Raw genomic sequence first — 21,066 nt, 5'->3', positions numbered from 1 at the left:
AAAATGGAGGGTTTTAGCATGGCAGATTTTATTATTGATAACGGAGTGGTAATTGATGATATTGATGGTGTAGTTGAAGGTATTGCAAGACTTAGCGGAATGAGCATGCCTGATCCGCTGACCATAAAGAGATTTGTGACAAATGAGAAATCGACCAGGTTTTATATAGATGATAAGTGTTCCTGCAAAATGCAACCCGACAGGGATACAGTATATTTGTGGCTTGATAGCGGATTCACGGATTATTCCGGGGAACCTATCATGATTTCTCTTCTTAATAATAGATGTGGAAGCTATAGCGGTCATTACTGTGGAACCATGAGATCTCTCGCTAACAGCATAGGGAATCACTATCCTCATAACAAAAGAAATATAAACAAAAATATGGGAATGCTTAAGGTAAAGTATGAGAACAAGATTTCCGGTAGAAAACATTCACATATTTATGATGAGCAGGAATATCTTATAAAGTCGAGTAATGCTGAAAGTGGCAGCAGTATTATGGCTGATATCATAAAGGGACTTAATATAAATTATGAGGAACCTGAGGTTAAGGAAGAAGAGGTTATTGTAGAGGAAACTCAGGATAATAGACCACAATCCCCAGAGATGAGTGAGTTGGAAAAGGAAATAACTATAGGGCTTCTTTATGAGCAGGTTAAGAAGTGGAAGGATTACTCAGATAAACTGCTTGGAATTATTGAGGAGTTTGATACTGTTGACAGAGTAAGAATGAAGGAGCTTGAAGAAGAGAACGCAGAATATAAGAGAGCCATGGTAGAAATTAGGTCGCATATTAATGACAATCTTGTGGAAGAAAAGAAAGAAATTTCGGATAAATCAAGTGGACATGATCTTCTTGGACAAAGAGGGAAAATATTGGTACTCGGCGAATGCTCTTTGGACGAGAAGATCATGAATGGCATTTCTAAAAAGTATGGATTTGAGAGAAAGGACTTTGTATATGAAGTGGATTACGACAAGGTTATGAATTATGCCGGCAGACTTTCTTATGGCGGTAGATACAGCGCAATCATTTTAGGTGCATGTCCTCATAAGGTGAATCTGCTTGGAGATTACAACAGTTTCATTGAGAAATGTAAGAACGATGAAAATCTTCCAAATGCGTATGATGCGAGGACTTTTTCTGGAGAACTGAAAGTGACGAAGGAATCGTATCGCAGAACGCTAGAGGTGATTATACAGGATCTTAAAGCAAAGCAAGTAGCATAAAAGGGGAGGAATCAGAAAAATGTTTTATTATGAAGTAAAATGTCAATTTTTTGGATATAGGAATAGCAAATGCTATAAGTGTGGATGTGATAATTATAAACACCTATGTTGTTTGGTCAAAGGTAAGAAAAAATGTGCTGAACGAGTGTCTTCTAAAAGTAATAAAGCGCCATTAGGTTCTGCGGGAAACCCATATCATGGCGGATCGGCTTCACCACGATAATGTAAAAACTATAAATTTATGGGAGTGACTATGGATATAAGAGAATATAAAGTTAAAGAATTGCCATATAAATATGTACTTTTTTATAACATCCCAGTGGAGCAAATGGAGTCATTTCGAATCATGCTTTCTGGGGATAAAGATGACAATGCAATTTTGACATATTGTTATATCGATCCGGAAGCCGGGGTTAGCTACAAAGGTCTATGCTCATGCAAAATTACCGGTGATAAAGTTAGATACAACTTATCAGAACAATTGATAGGATTGACACTTCGCGAAGGTGGTATAGAATGCGATGCCATTGTTATGGAAAATGTAGCTGAAGGGTATGGCTTTCAGGAAGAAGCGGAATCCATAAAGGAAGAGTATGGATATTTTGAGGAAAAAGTAGCCATAGATTATAACAATATTTTTGATGCATACAGGCATCCTTTTTATCCGGATGATATACAGGTATTCTTCCCTACATCAGCAGGTGGATACGAAACTATGTGGGTTGAGGAAAATGGGGCTACTGCAAAAGGAATAATGTGCAGATTACTAAATGAACCCTATGATGAAAGCATAGGATACAACTATGGTGATTTGGTCAACGTGGTTCCCAAAATAAATAGTAGCGGTGAGATTATTCCTGTGGCAGACGGAAGCCAGTTTTGTAAGGTGGAGCCGGAGGATTGGAATTACTTGTTATGAGAGGGACAGTCATGAATCCAATATTTGAGCTGTTTGAGGAGTGAGAGCTGAGTTGGTAATACTTATTTAATTATTTTGTGCTCATGGGAGTTATATAATAGATTTAGTTACATTTATAGAAATAGATTGCGTTGGTAGAGATATGGCAGCAGGATACTTGTTAAAAGAAGCAGAATATGAAGACAGGCCACTTTCAGATGATGAAATGTGGTCTGCCTTCGCATACCTTTTTTCAAGTAAATCCGTAAATGATACAAGCTATAAATTTGGATTTCTGAAGTCTATTCTGGATAACCTATATAATACTGATAGTAAGTTGGTTCTGACTTTTGACCAGCTTTTTGCAAAGTTTGCTGAGATATACTGGAACCTGGTTTTGAAGCACCATATCAGGCAGAAGAACCCTGGGAAACTGAATCGCCGGTCAGAACTAGAGAATGCGCTTTTATATGGCAAGGAAAAATATGACATACTTGAAGATATTCCGTTTGAGAGTTTATCCGAAGATATGCGTATTGATATCTGCCATAAAGTTAAAATGAAGTGTAAGGAAAATGTAGTTGGTGCTTTGTATGCAGATCTTGGTGGGCTGTTTTATTCATTTTCCAAGAAGGGTGAGTGGATCAGGATAAACCCAAGGATGTACGAGTTCGTCTGCAAACATAAGGTGGCTATAGAAAAACTCAATTATTATGAATGGGCGAAGTTCCTTGAGAGAGTTAATGAGGATAGCGCCGTAGATCATCTTCTTAGTAAGATTGATGAGAGTACCCTCCGCACACGCAGCAGTCTTGCTTATTACAGGGATATATTGTTCCAAGAATTTGAGAATAAATGCTTTTATTGCGGTAAGCCTGTTACAAAGCACAGCGTAGAGGTGGATCATTTTATACCGTGGTCGTTTATAAAGGATGATCAGATATGGAACTTTGTCCTGGCATGTCCTGAGTGTAATAACAAGAAAAGAGATAAGCTGGCCCAGGTTGATTTCCTTACTAAGATATCTGAGCGGAATGAGATCATGATTGAAAGGGATCAGAGTAATAAGGAATCTGCAAGGCGTATAAAAATGATTTATACATGGGCACAGAAAAATGGGTATAACGAAATTTGGACGCCTAAGAAAATGAGTGTTTAGCGTAAATGTCTGTATATTGACGTGAGGAATAGATATGTTAGAACCCGGATTATACGAACAGGTCATTAATAAACAGATACAGTCTGAGCTTACAGGATCAGCAGATGATTTAAAGCGCGTTGAGAAGATTGATGGAGCTGAAGCATCTGAGATCCTTTCGAGGTATGTTTCGGAAGTAGTGCATAAGGCACTGGACCGTATTTCTGATGATGAAAATCTTGAGGCGAAGATAGAGCTGGTTAATAAGGTCGTTGGCCTTATTTCGGATGAAAATGATTTGGATGATCTGAAAGAATTGGCAGTAGCTGATAGTGCAGAACAGCTTCTGGCACTACTTTCTGAAAATGATCCTATGTACAAGATCGGTCAGCGTAAGGCCAAGGATATAGTGCGTCCGGAGACATCTGTTGCACAGAGTAGTCTTTTTACCGGGGCTATTCATGAACCGCAGATGTATTCTGAACTTCGGAAGGAAATGGAGACAGCGGACAGGATCGATATGCTGGTTTCCTTCATAAAATGGAGCGGATTGCGGCTTTTGTTTAAAGAACTAAAAGATTTTGTGGATCGTGGTGGCCAGCTTCGGATAATCACGACTTCATATATGGGTGCTACGGATGTTAAAGCTATCGAAGAGCTTAGTAAGCTCCCTGGTACTGAAGTGCGTATATCCTACGATACTAAGCGCACAAGGCTACATGCCAAGGCATACATTTTCTATAGAAAGACTGGTTTCACAACAGCATATGTGGGTTCTTCCAATATGTCGAATGTAGCTATGTCCAGCGGACTGGAATGGAACATTAAAGTAACCACAAAGGATATGGCACCTACAATACAGAAGATAGAAGCCACTTTTGAGAGCTATTGGAATTCTACAACTTTTGAAAAATATACCCATGATAGTTACGACAAATTGAGGAAGGCATTACAAGCGGAGAGGCATGGGGAAAAGACAGAGGGTTATGGCTTTATTGTAGACATAAATCCTTATCCCTATCAGCAGGAAATATTGGATAGGCTCGATGCCGAGAGAAGAATTAGAGGCAGAAATAAGAATCTTGTAGTGGCTGCCACAGGAACGGGAAAAACGCTTATTGCAGCATTTGATTATAGAAGATTTTGTAAAATGCATCCGGATAAGCAGAATAAGCTTCTTTTTGTAGTGCACAGGGAAGAAATTCTACGGCAGAGCAGAGAGGTGTTCAGGGCTGTTTTAAAGGATCCAAATTTTGGTGAGTTGTATGTTGGCGGTGAGAAGCCGGAAAACTTGGACCATCTTTTTGTATCGATACAGACAGTTGCTTCACAGAAATTGTATGAGATATTGTCATCGGATTATTATGATTTTATTGTTGTAGATGAGTTTCATCACGCTGCAGCACCGACATATCAGGGATTACTCAGTTCATTCAAGCCTGAGGTGCTATTAGGTCTAACTGCTACCCCGGAACGTATGGATGGGAAGAACGTTCTTGATTATTTTGATGGCAGAATAGCTGCTGAGATTAGGCTTCCAGAGGCAATTGAGAGAAAACTATTATGCCCTTTCCAGTATTTTGGAGTATCCGATGAGACGGATCTCTCAGAAGTAAGATGGGTCAGAGGTGGCTATGATAAATCTGAGCTGAGTAATCTGTATTCGCTCAACAGAACTATTGCAGAGAAGCGAGCAAACCATATCATCAATTCTTTGTATAGGTATGTGACGGATATGGAAAGTGTTCATGGTCTGGGATTCTGTGTTTCCATAGAGCACGCCAGATTTATGAGCGACTACTTTAATAAAAAAGGTATTCCATCAATAGCTCTTACATCCAATTCTTCAGATAGTGACAGGGCTAATGCAAAGAAGATGCTGTTATCTGGTGATATCAAGTTTATTTTCGTTGTCGATTTGTACAATGAGGGTATTGATATTCCAGAGGTGGAGACGGTTTTGTTCCTCAGACCCACGGAGTCACTTACGGTGTTCTTGCAGCAGCTGGGTAGAGGACTTCGTTTGTCGGATGGAAAGGAATGCCTTACAGTCCTTGATTTTATCGGGCAGGCTAATAAGAAGTATAACTTTGAAGAGAAGTTTTCAGCGCTTTTGGCAAATACAAATCATAGCGTTCAGTATGAGATAAAGCATGGATTTACTGCGCTTCCAAAGGGATGTTATGTACAGCTTGAGAAGAAGGCTTCGCAGGTTATCTTGAATAATATAAAGCAGTCCTTTGATAGCAGGGCAGGGCTTGTATCAAGAATTGAGACATTTACAGAGGACAGCGGATTAGAGCTTTCTCTGAAGAATTTCCTGAGCTACTATCATCTGAGTCCATATAGTATTTATGCTAAATATTCTTTTGCGAGACTTTGTGCGGATGCCGGTGTGATCAGTGATTTTGATGAACCGATTGAAGAGAAAATGACAAAGGCCTTTGCAAAGTTTATTGCGGTGGATTCTGCAAAATGGATCCGGTTTTTACTTGATGTTTTGCCAAAGGTAAATGACATAAACATCAGTATGTTACCTGAAGCAGAGAAGCGGATGATGCAGATGTTCTATGTTACACTGTGGCAGAGTACGGTAGATGATTGGAACGCTCCGGGAGTTAAACAGAGTTTGGCTGAGCTTTGTAACAGCAAAAATATGTTTGACGAGCTGATTGAAATCCTTAACTACAATCTTGAGAGAATAGATGTGGTAGGTGATGAAGTGGATCTGGGATTTGATTGTCCGCTTGAAATATACTGTACTTATACCAGAGATCAGATACTTGTGGCTATGGATTTTATGAAGCCGCAGACTGTAAGAGAGGGTACAAAGTGGCTTGAGGATAAGAAGGTTGATACTTTCTTTGTAACTCTCAATAAGTCAGATAAGGATTATTCCCCCACTACTATGTACAACGATTATTCTATTAATGAGGAGTTCTTTCATTGGCAGAGTCAGAGCACGACTTCTGATACGTCACCTACTGGTCAAAGGTATATAAATCATGTGAAGTATGGAAGCAAGATTCTGTTATTTGTCAGAGAGTTTAAGAAGGATATCGCAGGTGCAGCTCCGTATACATATCTTGGAACTGCAAAATATGTGAGTCATTATGGAAGCAGGCCGATGAGTATCACATGGCACCTTGATAATCCGATACCTGCTAAGTACATTAAGAAGACAAGCAAACTGGAAGTAGGATGACTATGAAAACTGTTAACGTAGTCGCAGCAATAATCTGCGATGATTACAATAGAAAAACAAAGATATTCGCCACCCAGCGTGGATATGGGGATTATAAGGATGGCTGGGAATTTCCCGGAGGAAAGATCGAAGAAGGTGAAACACCTGAAGTGGCGCTTATAAGGGAGATTAGAGAGGAACTTGGCGCAGAAATAGAGGTGCATGATCTGATAGATGTCATCGATTATGACTATGAGACGTTTCATCTTCATATGAACTGCTACTGGGCAACTGTTGTAGAAGGTAAGCTACAGCTCTTGGAGCATGAGGCTGCTAAGTGGCTTGAGGTAAATGACATTAGGAGTGTGGACTGGCTTCCTGCAGATCTGGCACTTCTTCCAAAGATTTCTGAAGCGATGGTTGATAAGAATGTAGAGTATTATAACGAGAATGCTGATTCGTTCTTTGCCGGAAGTGTTAATGCAGATATGTCGGAAGCAAGAAATAAGTTTACTTCTTATATTCCAAATAAGTCTCGCGTTCTGGATGCTGGATGTGGAAGTGGAAGGGATAGTAAAGCATTTTTAGATGCGGGCTATGATGTTGTTTCCTTTGATGCTTCTAAGGAGATGTGTAGACGAGCTTCAGAGTTAATTGGAAGAGATGTTGGAAATATGAGATTTGAAGATATGCCATTTGATAATGAATTTGATGGGATATGGGCATCTGCCTCGCTTCTACATGTACCTATGACAGATCTTCCAAGAATTATGAAGAAGATGAATACTGCGCTTAAAACCGGCGGAGTGATGTATGCATCTTTTAAGTATGGAAATGGCACAAAGATGCGTGGAGAACGCAAGTTTAGTGATTTTAATGAAAAGAGTGTGATTCCTCTATTTGAGAATGCTGGATTTACAATACTTGATAATGAAGTTGGACATGATAATAGACCTGGCAGAGAAACTGAGATGTGGGTAGAGGTTATAGCATCTAAAACGTGATATATGAAGCGGTTGAATGAATTGCGTAGTCGAGGTGTACACTATGTTTACAATTAAGGACGTAGACTTTCATAGCGATGATTATGGTGTTGAGCCGTATCTAAATAATTGGCCGATGCTGTACATATTGGAGAATGGGAAAAAGGCTTACGTTGGTCAGACAAATTCCATTAACAAGCGTATGAGTCAGCACAAGGATGCAGATTCTAAGAAGATTTTTACCAGAGCGCATTTTATATACTGTGATAAATTTAATCAATCAGCGACATTTGACTACGAATCCAGATTGATCAGCTTGATGGCAGCAGACAAACAATTTGTTCTAACGAACCAGAATGCTGGGTTGTCAGGGATAGATTACTATGATAAGCCTTCATATGATCAGGAATTTGTTGAACTCTGGAATCAGCTTCAGAAAAAGAAACTTGTAAAAAGTACAATCGAAGAACTTGAGAAGTCTGATCTTTTTAAGTATTCCCCATATAAGACTCTTTCTGATGAGCAAAGATCAATTGTTACAGAAATTGTGGATAATCTTAGGAAGAACCTTAATAGAAGTATTATCGTCGGAGGAATCCCAGGAAGTGGTAAGACTATTCTTGCAGTATATCTTTTTAAGTTGCTTCGGGAATCAAAAGACTTTAAAGAACTGGAGATTGGATTTGTTGTTCCACCGACATCTTTGAGAAAGACTATGAAAATGGTATTTAAGGGACTTAATAACCTTTCTGCTAAGGATGTGTTAGGGCCTACGGAGATAACGAAAAAGAAATATGATATTTTGATTGTTGACGAATCTCATAGGTTGAAGAAAAGAAAGAACCTGCAAAGTTATAAAGTATACGATGATGCCTGTGAAAGAATCGGACTTTCAAATACTTCAACTCAGGTTGATTGGATATTGAAACAGTCTAAGTGCTCAATTTTTTTCTTTGATAAGGATCAGATTGTGTTTCCAGCTGGCTTAAATGTTGCACAAATCATTCAGAACGATTCTTTTAGCACGAGAATGATGGCTTATTACAATCTTCTTTCGCAGATGAGGTGCGAGGGTGGAGTAGGATATTTAGGAGATATTTTCTCGCTCTTATATGACAAACTTGATCATAAGGTAAGTGATATCAATTATGAAATTAGACTGGTAGATGATTTTTCGACTTTTGATGAGCTATATAAATTGAAAGAAAAGCAAGTAGGTTTAACCAGAATGATTGCAGGATATGCATGGGAATGGAAGAGCAAGGGAGATGAAACACACACGGTAATCGATTTTGAGATTGAAGGGCATAATCTTCGCTGGAATTCAAAGTTAGAAAATTGGGTTCATACCAATGAAGCAGTTAATGAAGTCGGCTGCATCCACTCTATACAGGGATATGACCTGAATTATGGATTCGTTATATTAGGTGAAGATATCAGATTTGATGAAGCTCATAATAAAATCTTTGTAGATAAAGAAGCTTATAAAGATACGTATGGAAAAAGACAAGCTTCTGATCGTGAATTGGAGAGGTACATAAAAAATATCTATTACGTACTTCTTTCTCGCGGTATCAAAGGCACATATGTATATGTTTGTGATAATGCGCTTAGGAAACACCTTGAAAATTATATAAATAGATTTACAGCAAATGATTTGAAAGCTATTAAGGCAATATAAAGAGGCAGAAAGATGGAGTTTGAAGAAGTAAAAAGGGCAGTAAAGAAGTTTACTGAGGATAGGAACTGGGATCAGTTTCATACGCCTGATAACCTTGCTAAGAGTATAGCTATAGAAGCCGGGGAACTACTTGAGTGTTTTCAGTGGTCACCTGAATATGATGAGCAGGCTGTAAAGGAAGAATTGGCTGATGTAATGAATTATTGCATTCAGTTAGCGGATAAGCTTGATATCAGCATAGAAGATGCAATTATTGAAAAGATACATAAAAATGAGCTTAAATATCCTGTTGATAAAAGTTATGGTAGCAGCAAAAAGTACACTGATTTATAAGAGGCCCGGCAGAGAAAATGAGATGTGGGTTAATGCTATAGGGAGAAAGCTTTAAGGAGGAAATTTTCATGAGTACAGTAAAAGAGATAATAGCAAAGAGAAGTTCAACACGTGGTTATACACAGGATCAGATTTCAAAGGAAGAGCTGGATGCGCTGCTTACAGCAGGACTGCAGGCTCCGACGGGTGCCAACAAGCAGGAACTTCATTTTACAGTTGTAAAGGGTGACAATCCGATCCTTACTGAGATTGAAAATGAAAAGAATGCTCTTCGTAACATAGATCATGCTGAGCACAATTTCTATTATGAGGCACCTATCCTCATAGTTATAAGCGCAGAGAGTGGATACAAATGGAGCAAGGTTGATGCAGGTATCGCTGTTGAAAATATTGCACTTTTATCTGAGGAAATGGGACTTGGAAATCTTATCATCGGATGTATTTATGATGCACTCCATGGTGAGAAGGGCAAGTATTTTTCAGAAAAGCTTGCTATACCGGAAGGTTATGAGTTTGAGATAGCTATTGCTGTTGGTCATAAGGCAGTGACTAAGGAGCCTCATACATATAACGCTGAGGCTCAGATTACGATTCTGGAATGATATATGGAATATATTGAGATTTTTACAAGGGAAGGCAAGCCCACCGGCAAGATTATAGAAAAGCATGAGAAGAAACAACCCGGGGACTATATAAAGCATGTTCTTATCATTATGAAAACAAGTGACAGTCCTTCTCCCGGAAAGGGTGAGGGAAAGTATGTTGTCCAGCAGAGATCCCTCCGGGCAAGATACTATCCAGGTAAATGGGATATGACAGGTGGCGGAGTTCGATCTGATGAAACACCAAAAGAGGCAGCAGTGAGAGAATTGTCAGAAGAGCTTGGGATAAATGTATCACCTGACGATCTGGTGCTTGCTTTTGAATATATCAAGGACTGGGATGATGGGACAGGACTTTTGGCATCGATTTTCATGCTGCGGGTTGATGTTCCTGAAGGTGGCTTTGATTTTGATCGCTACGAAGTAAATGATGTAAGGGTTATGCCTTTTAGCGAGTTCTATGGTCATATCATGGATCATAATGATGAAGAGATGGGCAGAGGAATCAGGGATATAGAGGAAAGGCTGTAAGAAACGCAAATATAACGATGAGGATATATCGATGAAGAATCAGTATGTTGGTGATATTGGGGATTATGGAAAGTATGCGCTCCTTCGCGCTTTTGCTGAAGTTGGAATAAAGGTTGGAATCAACTGGTATCTGACGGAAGACGATGCCTCTAACGATGGTAAATTTACAAATTACCTACAGGATGAGACTTTCAGAAGATATGCGCCTGAAGTATTCGATACACTTGAAAAGATTGCGGATAACCAGGATAAAACAGTTACCGATATTGAGGACAGTGGAATTGTTCCTGGGGCGCTTTTTTACTCAGATGTACTGAATCCTGTTGGAACGCCAAGCGACAGAGAACAGGAACGCATGGCGTGGTTTCAGGAGAGTATAAATGAGCTTAAGGACGCTGAACTTATTTACATGGATCCTGATAATGGTTTGCAGGAGGATAATGAGCCGGGTAAGAGAGGCTCTGAGAAGTATGTTCTCCCAGACGAAGTAGAGCAATACTACAGAGCAGGACATAATGTTGTCTATTATTGCCATAAGGGACGAAGGAAGCTATGGGATTGGCATAATCACAAGAGTGTTATGTGCAAGGTTCTTCCTGATGCAAAATATCTGGTGCTGACGTATCACAAAGGAACTCAGAGGTCATACATTTTCCTTATTCATCCAGAAGATTTTCAGAAGTATAACGAGATTATTCGCCATTTTCAGGATGGTTGGCGTAAGATTTTTTCATTTGAGTACACAGAAAAAGGTGATCCGGCATCTGAACAAGTAGGAGATAAGTTTACAATTGAAAATACGGATGGATCCGTGATTACGCTGTACAAAAGGGCTGATGGTTGGATTCAGATTGAGAATAGCAAAGTAAAGAATTTGACTAAAGCTATGAGACCGGATTTAGTGTGCGATTTTCTCTGGGGAAGATAAAGGATATAAACCGGAGAAACTTTGACCAGGGGGAGAATGTAATGCCGTTTTCAATTATTAGAAATGACATAACAAAGGTGAAAGCAGATGCCATTGTTAATACTGCGAATTCTGATGTTGCTATAGGTGATGGTGTCGATGCTGCCATATATAAAGCTGCCGGTGAGGAGAAGCTTTTTGCTGCCCGCAGGGAGATAGGCGTTCTTGAACCTGGAGAAGTGGGTATTACTCCGGCTTTTAATCTTGATGCGAAGTATATTATCCATGCTAGCGGACCCTGGTGGGAAGGCGGGGGAAAAGGTGAGGCAGAGCTTTTGAGGAAGTGCTATGATAAGGCGCTTATACTGGCTGCTGAGAATGGATGCGAGTCCATAGCTTTTCCGCTTCTTGCAACGGGGACATATGGTTTTCCCAAAGAACTTGGGATTCAGATAGCGGTTGATGCATTTACTGAGTTTTTGCTGGAACATGAAATGGAGATAACGCTGGTTGTTTTCGGGGAGTATGCCTATCATGTTTCAGGTAAAATTTTTGATGATGTAAAGAGCTTTATCGATGAAGAGTATGTAAGTGCGGCCCTTGAAGATGAATATCAGTATGATGGCATCCCTGAAGAATCGATGGAGTATATGCAGTGCGCAGCAGCTTTTTCTGATGCGGACATGAATTCTGATGATTCTGAAGAGTCAGATGAAGAAGAGGAATTCGATGAAGACTGGGAAGAAGAACCGTCGGATCTATCTGATGAAATAGGATTGCCAGAACTGGATTACATTAAAACACAGGGCAGTCCAAGGGAAAAGAGCAAAAATAAACGCGGCATTTTTGCTGATGCAATGAAAGCGATGTCAGCCGCAAGGACGGGTAAGGCTAAAGAATCAGCTCTCATGGCAGCTGCGTATGATGAGTGCCAGGCTGAGATAATGTTTGGCGCCGCCAAAGAGTCACAGTCGCTGGATGATGCACTTAAGGAGATGTATACGGATTCCTTTGAGAAACATCTGCAGCAGCTGATTAACAAGAAGGGGCTGAAGAATTCTGAGATTTATGCAGCTGCCAATATTTCCAAGCAGTACTTTTCAAAGCTCCTGAAGGGTCAGGTCAAGCCTTCAAAGGAAAAGGTGTTATCTCTGGCGGTGGGACTAAGATTAAACCTGGATGAAACGGTGGATTTTCTACGACTTGCGGGATATGCGTTATCACCGATTTCGCAGACGGATGTTGTGGTCAAGTATTTCATTATCCATGAGGACTACAACGTTATGAAAATAGATATAACACTCTTTGATTACGGACTGGATCCACTGTCGAAGGGATGATTTAAATGGTCGCCTGAGGGTTGACCATTTTTATTTGCCGCCATAGTAACATGACATTATCAGATAGAGCTCCGCTGCAGAGGAGTCGGTAGAAAAACAAATGATTGTTACGATGGAGGTAGCGAAATGAGTAAAGGTTATACAGAGATTGTTTATATACTGGACAGAAGCGGATCAATGGGCGGACTGGAGCTGGATACAATAGGCGGTTTCAATTCCATGATAAAGAAGCAGCGCGAGACAGGTGAAAAGGCAAACGTATCTACAATCCTTTTTGATGATGTGACAGAGGTTCTTCATAATAGAGTTGATATCAGAGAGGTTAAGGATATTACACCTGAGGAGTACTACGTTAGAGGCTGCACAGCACTTCTGGATGCAGTTGGTGGTGCTATCAAGCACACAGTTAATGCGCACAAGAATGCTCCTAAGGACAAAAGACCCGAGAAGACTATTTTTGTGATAACTACTGATGGAATGGAGAATGCCAGCTGCAGATATTCATATGGACAGATCAGGAAGATGATTCAGCATGAACAGAAGAAATACGGATGGCAGTTCATTTTCATAGGCGCAAATATCGATTCCTATGCTGAGGCACAGCGATTTGGCATTAAAAAGGAGAGAGCGGTTAACTATATGCACGATTCAGTAGGTACAGCAAATCTTTATGCAGGTGTTTCAAAGGCGGTCTGCTCGGTTATGATGGCAGGAAGTGCCATGGATGCAGAAGAAGAGCTTAACTGCTGTGAATGGGATGCTGAAATTCGTGAGGATTATAGGAAGCGTAGCGGTCAGGGCAGGAGATGATACGATGCGATGAGATTGGAAGGGAGAGGCAAGAGTCATAAAAGGAGTGTGGTTTTTGTGATGAAATATAATGCAGACAGAAAAAGTGCTGATAATATATGGCTTTCGGGAATAATGGGAGTCGTTGTAGGGGATGCTTTGGGATGTCCTGTGCAGTTCAGATCCAGGGAAGAGGTTCAGGCAGATCCTGTGACAACCATGATTGGTCATGGCACTTATGATATGCCGGTAGGCACGTGGACTGATGACAGCAGTATGACTCTGGCGCTTCTTGACAGTATCAGGGATAAAGGTGGTATTGACCTTCAGGATATCATGAACAGGTTTGTCAGATGGATAAGGAACGGCGAATATACGCCATTTGGTGAAGCTTTTGATGTGGGTCATGGGACTATGGCAGCTATTGTTCGCTACATGAAAGGCGATGATCTTCAAAGCTGCGGAGGGACAACCGAGCGTGATAATGGAAATGGTTCTTTGATGAGAATTCTTCCAGCATGTCTTTATGCTTATGAGAATAAACTTACAGATGAAGAAGCGGTTTCCATAATTCATCAGGTTGCCGGGCTTACACATAATCATATAAGAGGGCAGATCGCCTGTGGACTTTATTACTTCTGTGTAAGGGGCTTGCTGGATGAAGAAGGTTCGCTTGTGGAACGACTGCAGAAAGGTATTGATGATGGCTTTAGGTTCTATGAGGAGTTTTTGAAGGATTCGTCGGAACTGTCACATTATGACAGACTACGGGATATGAAGATGTTTTCAGAAGTTCCGGAGCCTCAGATTAAGAGCAGCGGTTATGTGGTGGATACCATTGAGGCAGCCATCTGGTCGATTATTACTACGGATTCTTTCAAGAGCTGTGAGCTGAAAGCGGTTAATCTTGGGGATGACAGCGATACTGTAGGAGCCATTGCAGGAGGACTGGCTGGGCTTTTCTATGGATATGATGCAATTCCAAAGGAATGGCTTGAAGTTATACAGAGAAGGGAGTGGATCGAGGAGCTTTGTAAATAATACTTCCGAGTATGCTTAAGGGAGGTGCTATGCCTCTCTTTTTGCTTGGTTGCTACGTACTTTTCGTCAGGCCTTCGCCGGATTAACAGCTGTCATTTTTATGGGACATGTAAAGCAGGATAATTGTATTATCAAAAGAAGACATGAAAATAAGTAGCTGAAGAGAAGGAGAATATAAGTATGGGAAGGACTTTTGGGTTTGTAACAATTGGTATACCGGCAGCAATTTTGATGACAATGTTGTTCATGATGCCGCTGGTGGTCAGGTGAGAAGGAGTCTCTATGAAGCGATTTGTGTATTGGGTCAAAAAGTGTGTGAGAGGACATAACAAGTATTGCAGACACTTTTGCTGCACCTGTGAATATTATGAAATCTGCCATAGAGATGGTGCCTTTAACTAATGTAGCGCAGGGAGAATAAAGCGTCATATTTCGCCGAAACGGGTGTGTATTTGTAGATAAAACAGGTTTATTCTTGTATAAAGAGGAACCACACCGTTTTCAAGTAAGAGAAGGAGGCGGTAAGTTATGAACAAATCAATAATCAGTCTTTTAATGGCATTCGCTGTTGCAATTACCATATTTGGAACTACATCTGTGAGCACTTTTGCATACAATAGCCAGTGTGCTAAGTCCGGATGTACAAGGAAAAGAAGTACCGGAAGTATTTATTGCTATGAGCATAAGAGTGGAACTTCTAACAGTAGCTCATATTCAAATAGCAAGAGTTATTCTTCCACCACAAGCACAAAGCACTGTGCCAAGGCAGGCTGCACCAGGAAGAGAAGTACGGGTAGCATCTATTGCTACGAGCATAAGCCTAAGGATACATCAAGTAGCAGCAAGAGTACTTCCAAAAAGAAGAACAGCAGCTCTGGTAAATCAAAGAAGAGTTACGATTATTATGGAGTTCATGACTATAAATCAGCTCAGGATTTTGCTGATGATAAGTATGAAGAGTTCTATGACTACGAGGACGATTACGAAGATGAGGACGAGGCATACGATGCAGCAGAGGATTACTGGAATGATAACCATTGAAAATAGAAGTTGCTGTTGTGAGTTAGCTTAAGGAGGCACGTTATGACAGGACCTTTTGATGATATGTTTGGAAATACACCCTTTGACCTTAATCATGATGGCCATATAGATGGCGGTGAGTGGGCGTTCATAAATGATACGCTTTTCTCAGATGATTCAAGTGCTGATATAGACGAGGAAGACGTGCTTGAGGATGAGCTTGATATGGCAGGGCTTGATAGAGATGAGCTGGAGATGATGGATCCCGATGAGCGCCGCGAGGCACTTGAAGATGCCGGTTTTGATGCCGACGATTTTGAAGATGAGTTTTGATTGTTCTTGTTTGAAATAATTGCAGGTCCGATCGGTTATTACTAGAGATATTTTTATTGGACATGTAATTATCTACAATGTAGTTATCAGATGAAGATATTTGTTGGAGGATACATAAATGGGGAGATGGCAACAGCTGTCTCCTTTTTATATAAGATTGGATTTTGTTATGGGAACAAGGGATTTATTTGATGATGATAACAAATTTCATTGTTTGCATTATCTGTTGATATCCATATATAACATTTAATGGATATTTAATATATTCAGACAAATTGCAATGATAGAATTAATCTAGGGTTTTGCATATATGCGACTTATAAACTCATGGTTGTTTATTGCTATGGAAAAAAGCATGTGGATTAGCCGTAAGTGAGATATAACAGAAGTGGAGAAGACTATGGGATTGCTTATAGATGTTGCAAAGGAAATATTGAATGAAACAATATTTGTAGCTGGGGTTACAACATTAGCCGGAGCGGGAGCTGAGATGGCTAAAGCTTCCGAGAGACATCAAGAGAAAAAAGCTGAAAAGATAACAGCTAAGTTCAAGTTATGGTCCAAGCTTACTTTGTATAAAAACAGTATGTTAGGTATATGCTCTGAAAAAGACGGCATTAGGACATATGTATTTATAAATGCAGATAATCAGATCAAGTATGTTACGACTATTCCTAAGAAGGGAACGTATATCTACTTACATGATTTTAATGAAAATATTGTTGGAAGCGTTGGGTTGGGAGTGCCTGCTAAGTCAGGCCTCTTCGGTGGAAAAAAATATTCACGAGTACTGTCAATTATCATAGGAAATTCTCAGGTTGGGACAGTAGAAATTGCAGCTGCAGGTAGGACAAAGACACTTGGACTTAAAACATTTTTTTGGGATTTTTGGATTGACAATAAAGATCAGAATATTAGTGTAGATAAGGAATTCAAGATGATTCCTATGGATAAGATTTCCAAAACTGCATATCAAATTAACTATAACGATGTTTCTAAGGAAGCAATATTGGCACTTACTTTTATTGCAGTACATGAGGCAAAAAAATGTCTTAAAGAGATATAATAAGTAAAGAATGCTTTTTTATGGCTTTGAGTCATACGAATATAATTTTGATGAATGAATAGGTGGTAACATGAGAAAATATATGATTAATCAAGGTATATCAGGAATCTTAGCTATGGCACTATTGTTGTCAGTTGGCTCTACAAATGTGGAGGCTTCTAAAGCCAACAGCGATGAAGATTTTGTGGTTGAAGTTGCAACTACGAATGATAGTGCGACGGATGATGATGAGAGTTCTTCTCTTACGCCAACACAACGTAATTCCATAAATATGCTCAATTACATGACTTCATTAACGCAGCAGGTCAATGCCAATAAAGGCGATCAAATTTTCCTAGAATCTGCCTATAATTCATTTGATAATTTATATCCTAATTCTGTGGATACCAAAACACAGGCTCAGATTTCTAGCATGATGGATACAATAGAAAATTATCGGATGATTACTGTCAAGCGTAAGCGCCTAGAGTATATACATGAACAACAAAGAGCGCAGGCAATGAGGCAGGCTGTTCCAAATCCAATCGGACTGCTTAGTGCAGTACAATCAGGAAGCTTGTTAAAGGCTACAGCTTCTGTATTATATATGGCGATTGATTCTGCTACAAATTATCAGAATGCTACTTCGCAAGCAGATATGCAGTTTCTAAAAGACGGATGGGAATTAGATGATAGCGAAGCTGCTGAGCTACATAACAGTACGAAAAATGCTTTGTCCTATATGTTTGACATGGTAAGAGCTTATGATCTGCCAGGTGATTACGCGCTTAATAAAGGTGCTGTAGAAGATTTTGTTTCATGGTCGAGTAAACCAGATTCCCAGTTGGTGCGTAAGATTTCATGGCTGGAAACCAATCAGAGCACATATGCAGAATTTGGACCATATTGGCTTGAGTTGGCAAAAGATTATTATAACCATAATGATTATGATAAGTGCTTAGAATCTATAAAGAAGTACGAAAAAATATCAACACGTATTTTTAGAAAAGATATAGATTATGCTCAGACTCTCCCGATGGCTATTATTTCTGCTAAAGAAACAATGGATGAAGATGAGTATATTGAGTTAGCTGAAAAATATTGCGAAATTATACATAAAAACACACATGATGATGATTGGGGAATACGGTATTTTACGGCTCAAATATACATGGATTTGTACTCGATTACTAAAGATAATGACTATGTAGATAAAGCTTATCAGAATGTCAGAGAAAATATAGTTGTATTGGTGGATGAGCAAAAATCGCTTAATGACACATATCTTGCAGATGTAGTGGAAGTTAAAGCCGCAAGTGATGCAACAAAGAGAGAAAAGAAAGAGGTTAAGAGCTACAATAAGCTCATGAAGGAAGAACGTAAAGTAGCAGTGCCGCCTGTTAGTGAGGCATTGTATTTAAATTGTGATTTATTGTTTGCTCTCGCAGATAAGAAAAAGATTGATAAAAAAGAAAAACAGGATTTAGAGGATATTCTTCATGAAAATGGAGATAATTTATTTTTAACTCAGGCATTGGATGAAAGATTTTGGTTTGATCATAAAGATGAGAACCTAGATTTAAATGCTATTAACGTTTCTTTTGAAGGGGATAAGGTTACTATACCAGCTTCCTTAGTCACTGATCGGTCGAATCTTGTTATTACAATAACAAAAGGTGATGAGACAAAAACCATAAGTGATTGGGAAGTAAAGAAAGTAAAAAGGCCAAAGAAATCTCAGAAATGCTCTGAGTTTGATGTGACATATATAAGCAAGGAAGGCGATGATTATGATTATGTTTCCGGAGAGAACATTACTATATCTATAACTCCGGTGGAAGAATCACCTGATAAGCATATCGATTTTTGTTACAAAGTGGTGCCTGTTAAAAAGGCGTTTATTTTTGATGGTGTTGAGTTTGAAAGGGTTAAAGAATGATAAAGCGAGCTATTACTATATTAGTAGCGGTTTCAATATTACTATCATTCAACACAAATGTGTATGCCTGTAATGAAAAACAATCAAATACATATGTCTTGCAAATAATATTTGGCGATGGTGCGGAAACTAAATCATCAGATACCAAGGCTAAGATGCTGACAAATGCTTTATATCTATGTAGTGAACAGTCTAACGGGTTAGGTCAAGATAAGATTAATTATCTAAAAAAGCAGAAGGTTTCGGGCGTCCCTTCTATTGATGCGATAGATGTTAAGGGTGATTCGTTATTGGAATATTCGCACAATTTATGGGAAGGCAATGGTAAAGCGACTAAGAAGCAGGAAAGTCGAAAGAAGGTATTGCAGAATACTGTAAATAAAGTATTTGATTTTGGATTGATAAATAATTTGTTTGGAAGCAAATTCGGTAAATGTAACAGTTTTGCGGCTGTTTTGTATTATTCACATATATTAGCTGATTATCTTGCAGATGACCCATCAGAAACAGAGGTTAATATCAATGGCAAGGTAATGCAAGCATATTCAGGGCAGCCATATACTATTTTGAATGGAGATATACCATCATTTTCTGCTAGTCAAAAGAGTAACACCCAGTCATTTGATCAATATAGTTCATTGGATGGCTATGGAAGAGCAGGTGTAGCTATTGCTAATATAGGTCCGGAAATAATGCCTCCAGGAAATTCAAGACAAGATATAGGGATGATAAAACCATCTGGATGGCCGAAAAAGTCGGAGGATCATCACTATAAAAGTATATTAGGAACTGAAACAAATCCTGGTTATCTATATAATAGATGTCATTTAATCGCTCATCAATTGGCTGGGAATGATACAGAGGTTAATCTCGTAACGGGTACTACATACATGAATAATGAAGGCATGAAACCACTGGAAGATAAAGTGGCAGATTATGTTAGAAAAACTGGCAATCATGTCTTGTATAGGGCTACACCTGTTTACAAAGGAGATAATTTAGTGGCATCTGGTGTTCAGGTTGAAGCATATTCTGTCGAAGACAGAGGGGAAGGTATCTGCTTTAACAGGTATTGTTACAATGTTCAGCCTGGAATCAATATAAATTATATGGATGGTACGAATGAAGTGGCAGATATTACCATAGGAGTCGATAGGATGATTCCTTTTGCTGTATATAATGCTAGCGATAGCAATCCAGATGTGATATTTGAAATGAGTAGGCATTTAGAAATATTATTTGCAGACCAGAAGGATTCAAATACATATGCTTCTATGAAAAATGAGATTACATCATTAGCAAATGAGGCTAGGATGTCTGGAATCCATGGAGAGACAGAATATCAACGTTACTTATCTTTGAAACAGTTCGAATATAGGTATTTTGAAGTGCTTAAGGCGTATGTGCCAGTTATGCTGAAAAAAGAAGAGTTTTTTACATCAGCCTTTAAATGAAAACAATAGGTGAGTGAGAAATGGAGGGAATTATATGTTATCAGAAGCTCAAACATTGATAGTAGTTTACAAGGATGAATTGGTATTAAATCAGTTAAAAAAATTAGTTGAAACAAATGATGATACACCTGATGGGAAAATCGTAGGTACCCAAGATGGTTCAGTTACAATTGTAGCTTGGGATGAAAAAATGTGGCTCGAACAGAAAAAATCAGGAACGATTGAAAGCAAAGTTTTGTTTATTGGTAATATTAAGGGAACAGATAAATTAGAGCCAGTGATTGATGTAAAATATGATAAATGGGGTATAAAGTATGGTTGGGCTGGAAAGCAGGCATATATAAATGTAAACGAATGGGCAATAAAGAAAGAAGAGTATAAAGAATTTTTAGAAGATTTTAAAACGAAAACCTTGCCAGAAAAGAAACAGGAAGCACTTCCATTGAAAGTTGCAATAAAGGGCGGAATAACAGTATTGTTTGGCTTGCTTGGACTAGGTGCATCATTTGTGACAGATTTCTTCATGGATAAATCTAAACTTCGCCAACAAATGTTTTTATATGGAATACTTCAGCTTTATGAAAATGATTTGGAAACATTTATGAAGTCATAAGG

Annotated in this window: 19 protein-coding genes and 1 pseudogene; all 20 read left to right on the top strand. The window is 39.1% G+C overall.

Going from position 1 to position 21,066, the window contains the following annotated elements; translation table 11 throughout:
* Positions 1-18 precede the first annotated feature (18 nt).
* The 20 genes and pseudogenes from G587_RS0105590 (at position 19) to G587_RS0105485 (ending at position 21,064) form a co-directional block, all read left to right on the top strand.
* Entirely contained in the window at positions 19-1,233 is a 1,215-nt protein-coding gene (locus G587_RS0105590) for a hypothetical protein (protein ID WP_026491433.1), read from the top strand.
* Between the two features lie 253 nt (positions 1,234-1,486).
* Positions 1,487-2,152 carry a hypothetical protein gene (locus G587_RS0105585; protein WP_026491432.1) on the top strand — a complete coding sequence of 222 codons (666 nt, stop codon included), beginning with the start codon at positions 1,487-1,489 and terminating at the stop codon, positions 2,150-2,152.
* Positions 2,153-2,294: 142 nt separating this feature from the next.
* On the top strand, positions 2,295-3,290 hold the full coding sequence (locus tag G587_RS0105580; protein ID WP_026491431.1) for an HNH endonuclease: 996 nt from the start codon (positions 2,295-2,297) through the stop codon (positions 3,288-3,290).
* 34 nt (positions 3,291-3,324) lie between these two features.
* Positions 3,325-6,474: a DUF3427 domain-containing protein gene (locus G587_RS0105575; protein ID WP_026491430.1), complete on the top strand. Its 3,150-nt coding sequence runs from the start codon at positions 3,325-3,327 to the stop codon at positions 6,472-6,474.
* Between the two features lie 2 nt (positions 6,475-6,476).
* A pseudogene (locus G587_RS26725) lies at positions 6,477-6,872 on the top strand ((deoxy)nucleoside triphosphate pyrophosphohydrolase); the annotation flags it as partial.
* Positions 6,870-7,457: a class I SAM-dependent methyltransferase gene (locus tag G587_RS26720; RefSeq protein ID WP_035785929.1), complete on the top strand. Its 588-nt coding sequence runs from the start codon at positions 6,870-6,872 to the stop codon at positions 7,455-7,457. The pseudogene G587_RS26725 and the gene G587_RS26720, both read left to right, overlap by 3 nt.
* A gap of 43 nt (positions 7,458-7,500) precedes the next feature.
* Entirely contained in the window at positions 7,501-9,117 is a 1,617-nt protein-coding gene (locus G587_RS21550) for a DUF2075 domain-containing protein (RefSeq protein WP_051200779.1), read from the top strand.
* Positions 9,118-9,129: 12 nt separating this feature from the next.
* Positions 9,130-9,450 carry a nucleotide pyrophosphohydrolase gene (locus G587_RS0105555; protein ID WP_026491428.1) on the top strand — a complete coding sequence of 107 codons (321 nt, stop codon included), beginning with the start codon at positions 9,130-9,132 and terminating at the stop codon, positions 9,448-9,450.
* A 68-nt stretch (positions 9,451-9,518) separates the two neighbouring features.
* On the top strand, positions 9,519-10,052 hold the full coding sequence (locus G587_RS0105550) for a nitroreductase family protein (protein WP_026491427.1): 534 nt from the start codon (positions 9,519-9,521) through the stop codon (positions 10,050-10,052).
* A 3-nt stretch (positions 10,053-10,055) separates the two neighbouring features.
* Positions 10,056-10,583: an NUDIX domain-containing protein gene (locus tag G587_RS0105545; RefSeq protein WP_026491426.1), complete on the top strand. Its 528-nt coding sequence runs from the start codon at positions 10,056-10,058 to the stop codon at positions 10,581-10,583.
* 31 nt (positions 10,584-10,614) lie between these two features.
* Positions 10,615-11,511: a hypothetical protein gene (locus G587_RS0105540; RefSeq protein ID WP_026491425.1), complete on the top strand. Its 897-nt coding sequence runs from the start codon at positions 10,615-10,617 to the stop codon at positions 11,509-11,511.
* A gap of 41 nt (positions 11,512-11,552) precedes the next feature.
* On the top strand, positions 11,553-12,830 hold the full coding sequence (locus tag G587_RS26130) for a macro domain-containing protein (protein WP_026491424.1): 1,278 nt from the start codon (positions 11,553-11,555) through the stop codon (positions 12,828-12,830).
* A 126-nt stretch (positions 12,831-12,956) separates the two neighbouring features.
* Positions 12,957-13,640, top strand: coding sequence for a vWA domain-containing protein (locus G587_RS0105530; protein WP_026491423.1), 684 nt, complete (start codon positions 12,957-12,959; stop codon positions 13,638-13,640).
* 60 nt (positions 13,641-13,700) lie between these two features.
* A complete protein-coding gene (locus tag G587_RS0105525) occupies positions 13,701-14,660 on the top strand; it encodes an ADP-ribosylglycohydrolase family protein (RefSeq protein WP_035785922.1) in 960 nt (319 codons plus the stop codon).
* Between the two features lie 528 nt (positions 14,661-15,188).
* Positions 15,189-15,701: a hypothetical protein gene (locus G587_RS0105515; RefSeq protein ID WP_026491421.1), complete on the top strand. Its 513-nt coding sequence runs from the start codon at positions 15,189-15,191 to the stop codon at positions 15,699-15,701.
* A gap of 42 nt (positions 15,702-15,743) precedes the next feature.
* Positions 15,744-16,013: a hypothetical protein gene (locus G587_RS0105510; RefSeq protein ID WP_026491420.1), complete on the top strand. Its 270-nt coding sequence runs from the start codon at positions 15,744-15,746 to the stop codon at positions 16,011-16,013.
* Between the two features lie 400 nt (positions 16,014-16,413).
* Positions 16,414-17,079 (top strand): hypothetical protein, encoded by a 666-nt coding sequence (locus G587_RS0105500; protein ID WP_026491419.1) that lies wholly within the window; start codon positions 16,414-16,416, stop codon positions 17,077-17,079.
* Positions 17,080-17,149: 70 nt separating this feature from the next.
* A complete protein-coding gene (locus tag G587_RS21545) occupies positions 17,150-18,997 on the top strand; it encodes a hypothetical protein (RefSeq protein ID WP_155829435.1) in 1,848 nt (615 codons plus the stop codon).
* Positions 18,994-20,451 (top strand): DNA/RNA non-specific endonuclease, encoded by a 1,458-nt coding sequence (locus G587_RS24210; protein ID WP_051200775.1) that lies wholly within the window; start codon positions 18,994-18,996, stop codon positions 20,449-20,451. Before G587_RS21545 ends, G587_RS24210 begins: the two co-directional genes overlap by 4 nt.
* Before the next feature lie 34 nt (positions 20,452-20,485).
* Positions 20,486-21,064 (top strand): hypothetical protein, encoded by a 579-nt coding sequence (locus G587_RS0105485; RefSeq protein WP_026491418.1) that lies wholly within the window; start codon positions 20,486-20,488, stop codon positions 21,062-21,064.
* The last annotated feature ends 2 nt before the right edge of the window (positions 21,065-21,066 follow it).

The sequence above is a fragment of the Butyrivibrio sp. XPD2002 genome (genome assembly GCF_000423945.1).
Classification (GTDB): Bacteria; Bacillota; Clostridia; order Lachnospirales; family Lachnospiraceae; genus Butyrivibrio.
This window is presented reverse-complemented; position numbering and strand designations above follow the sequence as displayed.

Bases quoted from the DNA above. Each gene is read 5' to 3' on its own strand.
- G587_RS0105590 (WP_026491433.1), top strand. From the start codon at position 19: ATGGCAGATTTTATTATTGATAACGGAGTGGTAATTGATGATATTGAT.
- G587_RS0105585 (WP_026491432.1), top strand. From the start codon at position 1,487: ATGGATATAAGAGAATATAAAGTTAAAGAATTGCCATATAAATATGTA.
- G587_RS0105580 (WP_026491431.1), top strand. From the start codon at position 2,295: ATGGCAGCAGGATACTTGTTAAAAGAAGCAGAATATGAAGACAGGCCA.
- G587_RS0105575 (WP_026491430.1), top strand. From the start codon at position 3,325: ATGTTAGAACCCGGATTATACGAACAGGTCATTAATAAACAGATACAG.
- G587_RS26720 (WP_035785929.1), top strand. From the start codon at position 6,870: ATGGTTGATAAGAATGTAGAGTATTATAACGAGAATGCTGATTCGTTC.
- G587_RS21550 (WP_051200779.1), top strand. From the start codon at position 7,501: ATGTTTACAATTAAGGACGTAGACTTTCATAGCGATGATTATGGTGTT.
- G587_RS0105555 (WP_026491428.1), top strand. From the start codon at position 9,130: ATGGAGTTTGAAGAAGTAAAAAGGGCAGTAAAGAAGTTTACTGAGGAT.
- G587_RS0105550 (WP_026491427.1), top strand. From the start codon at position 9,519: ATGAGTACAGTAAAAGAGATAATAGCAAAGAGAAGTTCAACACGTGGT.
- G587_RS0105545 (WP_026491426.1), top strand. From the start codon at position 10,056: ATGGAATATATTGAGATTTTTACAAGGGAAGGCAAGCCCACCGGCAAG.
- G587_RS0105540 (WP_026491425.1), top strand. From the start codon at position 10,615: ATGAAGAATCAGTATGTTGGTGATATTGGGGATTATGGAAAGTATGCG.
- G587_RS26130 (WP_026491424.1), top strand. From the start codon at position 11,553: ATGCCGTTTTCAATTATTAGAAATGACATAACAAAGGTGAAAGCAGAT.
- G587_RS0105530 (WP_026491423.1), top strand. From the start codon at position 12,957: ATGAGTAAAGGTTATACAGAGATTGTTTATATACTGGACAGAAGCGGA.
- G587_RS0105525 (WP_035785922.1), top strand. From the start codon at position 13,701: ATGAAATATAATGCAGACAGAAAAAGTGCTGATAATATATGGCTTTCG.
- G587_RS0105515 (WP_026491421.1), top strand. From the start codon at position 15,189: ATGAACAAATCAATAATCAGTCTTTTAATGGCATTCGCTGTTGCAATT.
- G587_RS0105510 (WP_026491420.1), top strand. From the start codon at position 15,744: ATGACAGGACCTTTTGATGATATGTTTGGAAATACACCCTTTGACCTT.
- G587_RS0105500 (WP_026491419.1), top strand. From the start codon at position 16,414: ATGGGATTGCTTATAGATGTTGCAAAGGAAATATTGAATGAAACAATA.
- G587_RS21545 (WP_155829435.1), top strand. From the start codon at position 17,150: ATGAGAAAATATATGATTAATCAAGGTATATCAGGAATCTTAGCTATG.
- G587_RS24210 (WP_051200775.1), top strand. From the start codon at position 18,994: ATGATAAAGCGAGCTATTACTATATTAGTAGCGGTTTCAATATTACTA.
- G587_RS0105485 (WP_026491418.1), top strand. From the start codon at position 20,486: ATGTTATCAGAAGCTCAAACATTGATAGTAGTTTACAAGGATGAATTG.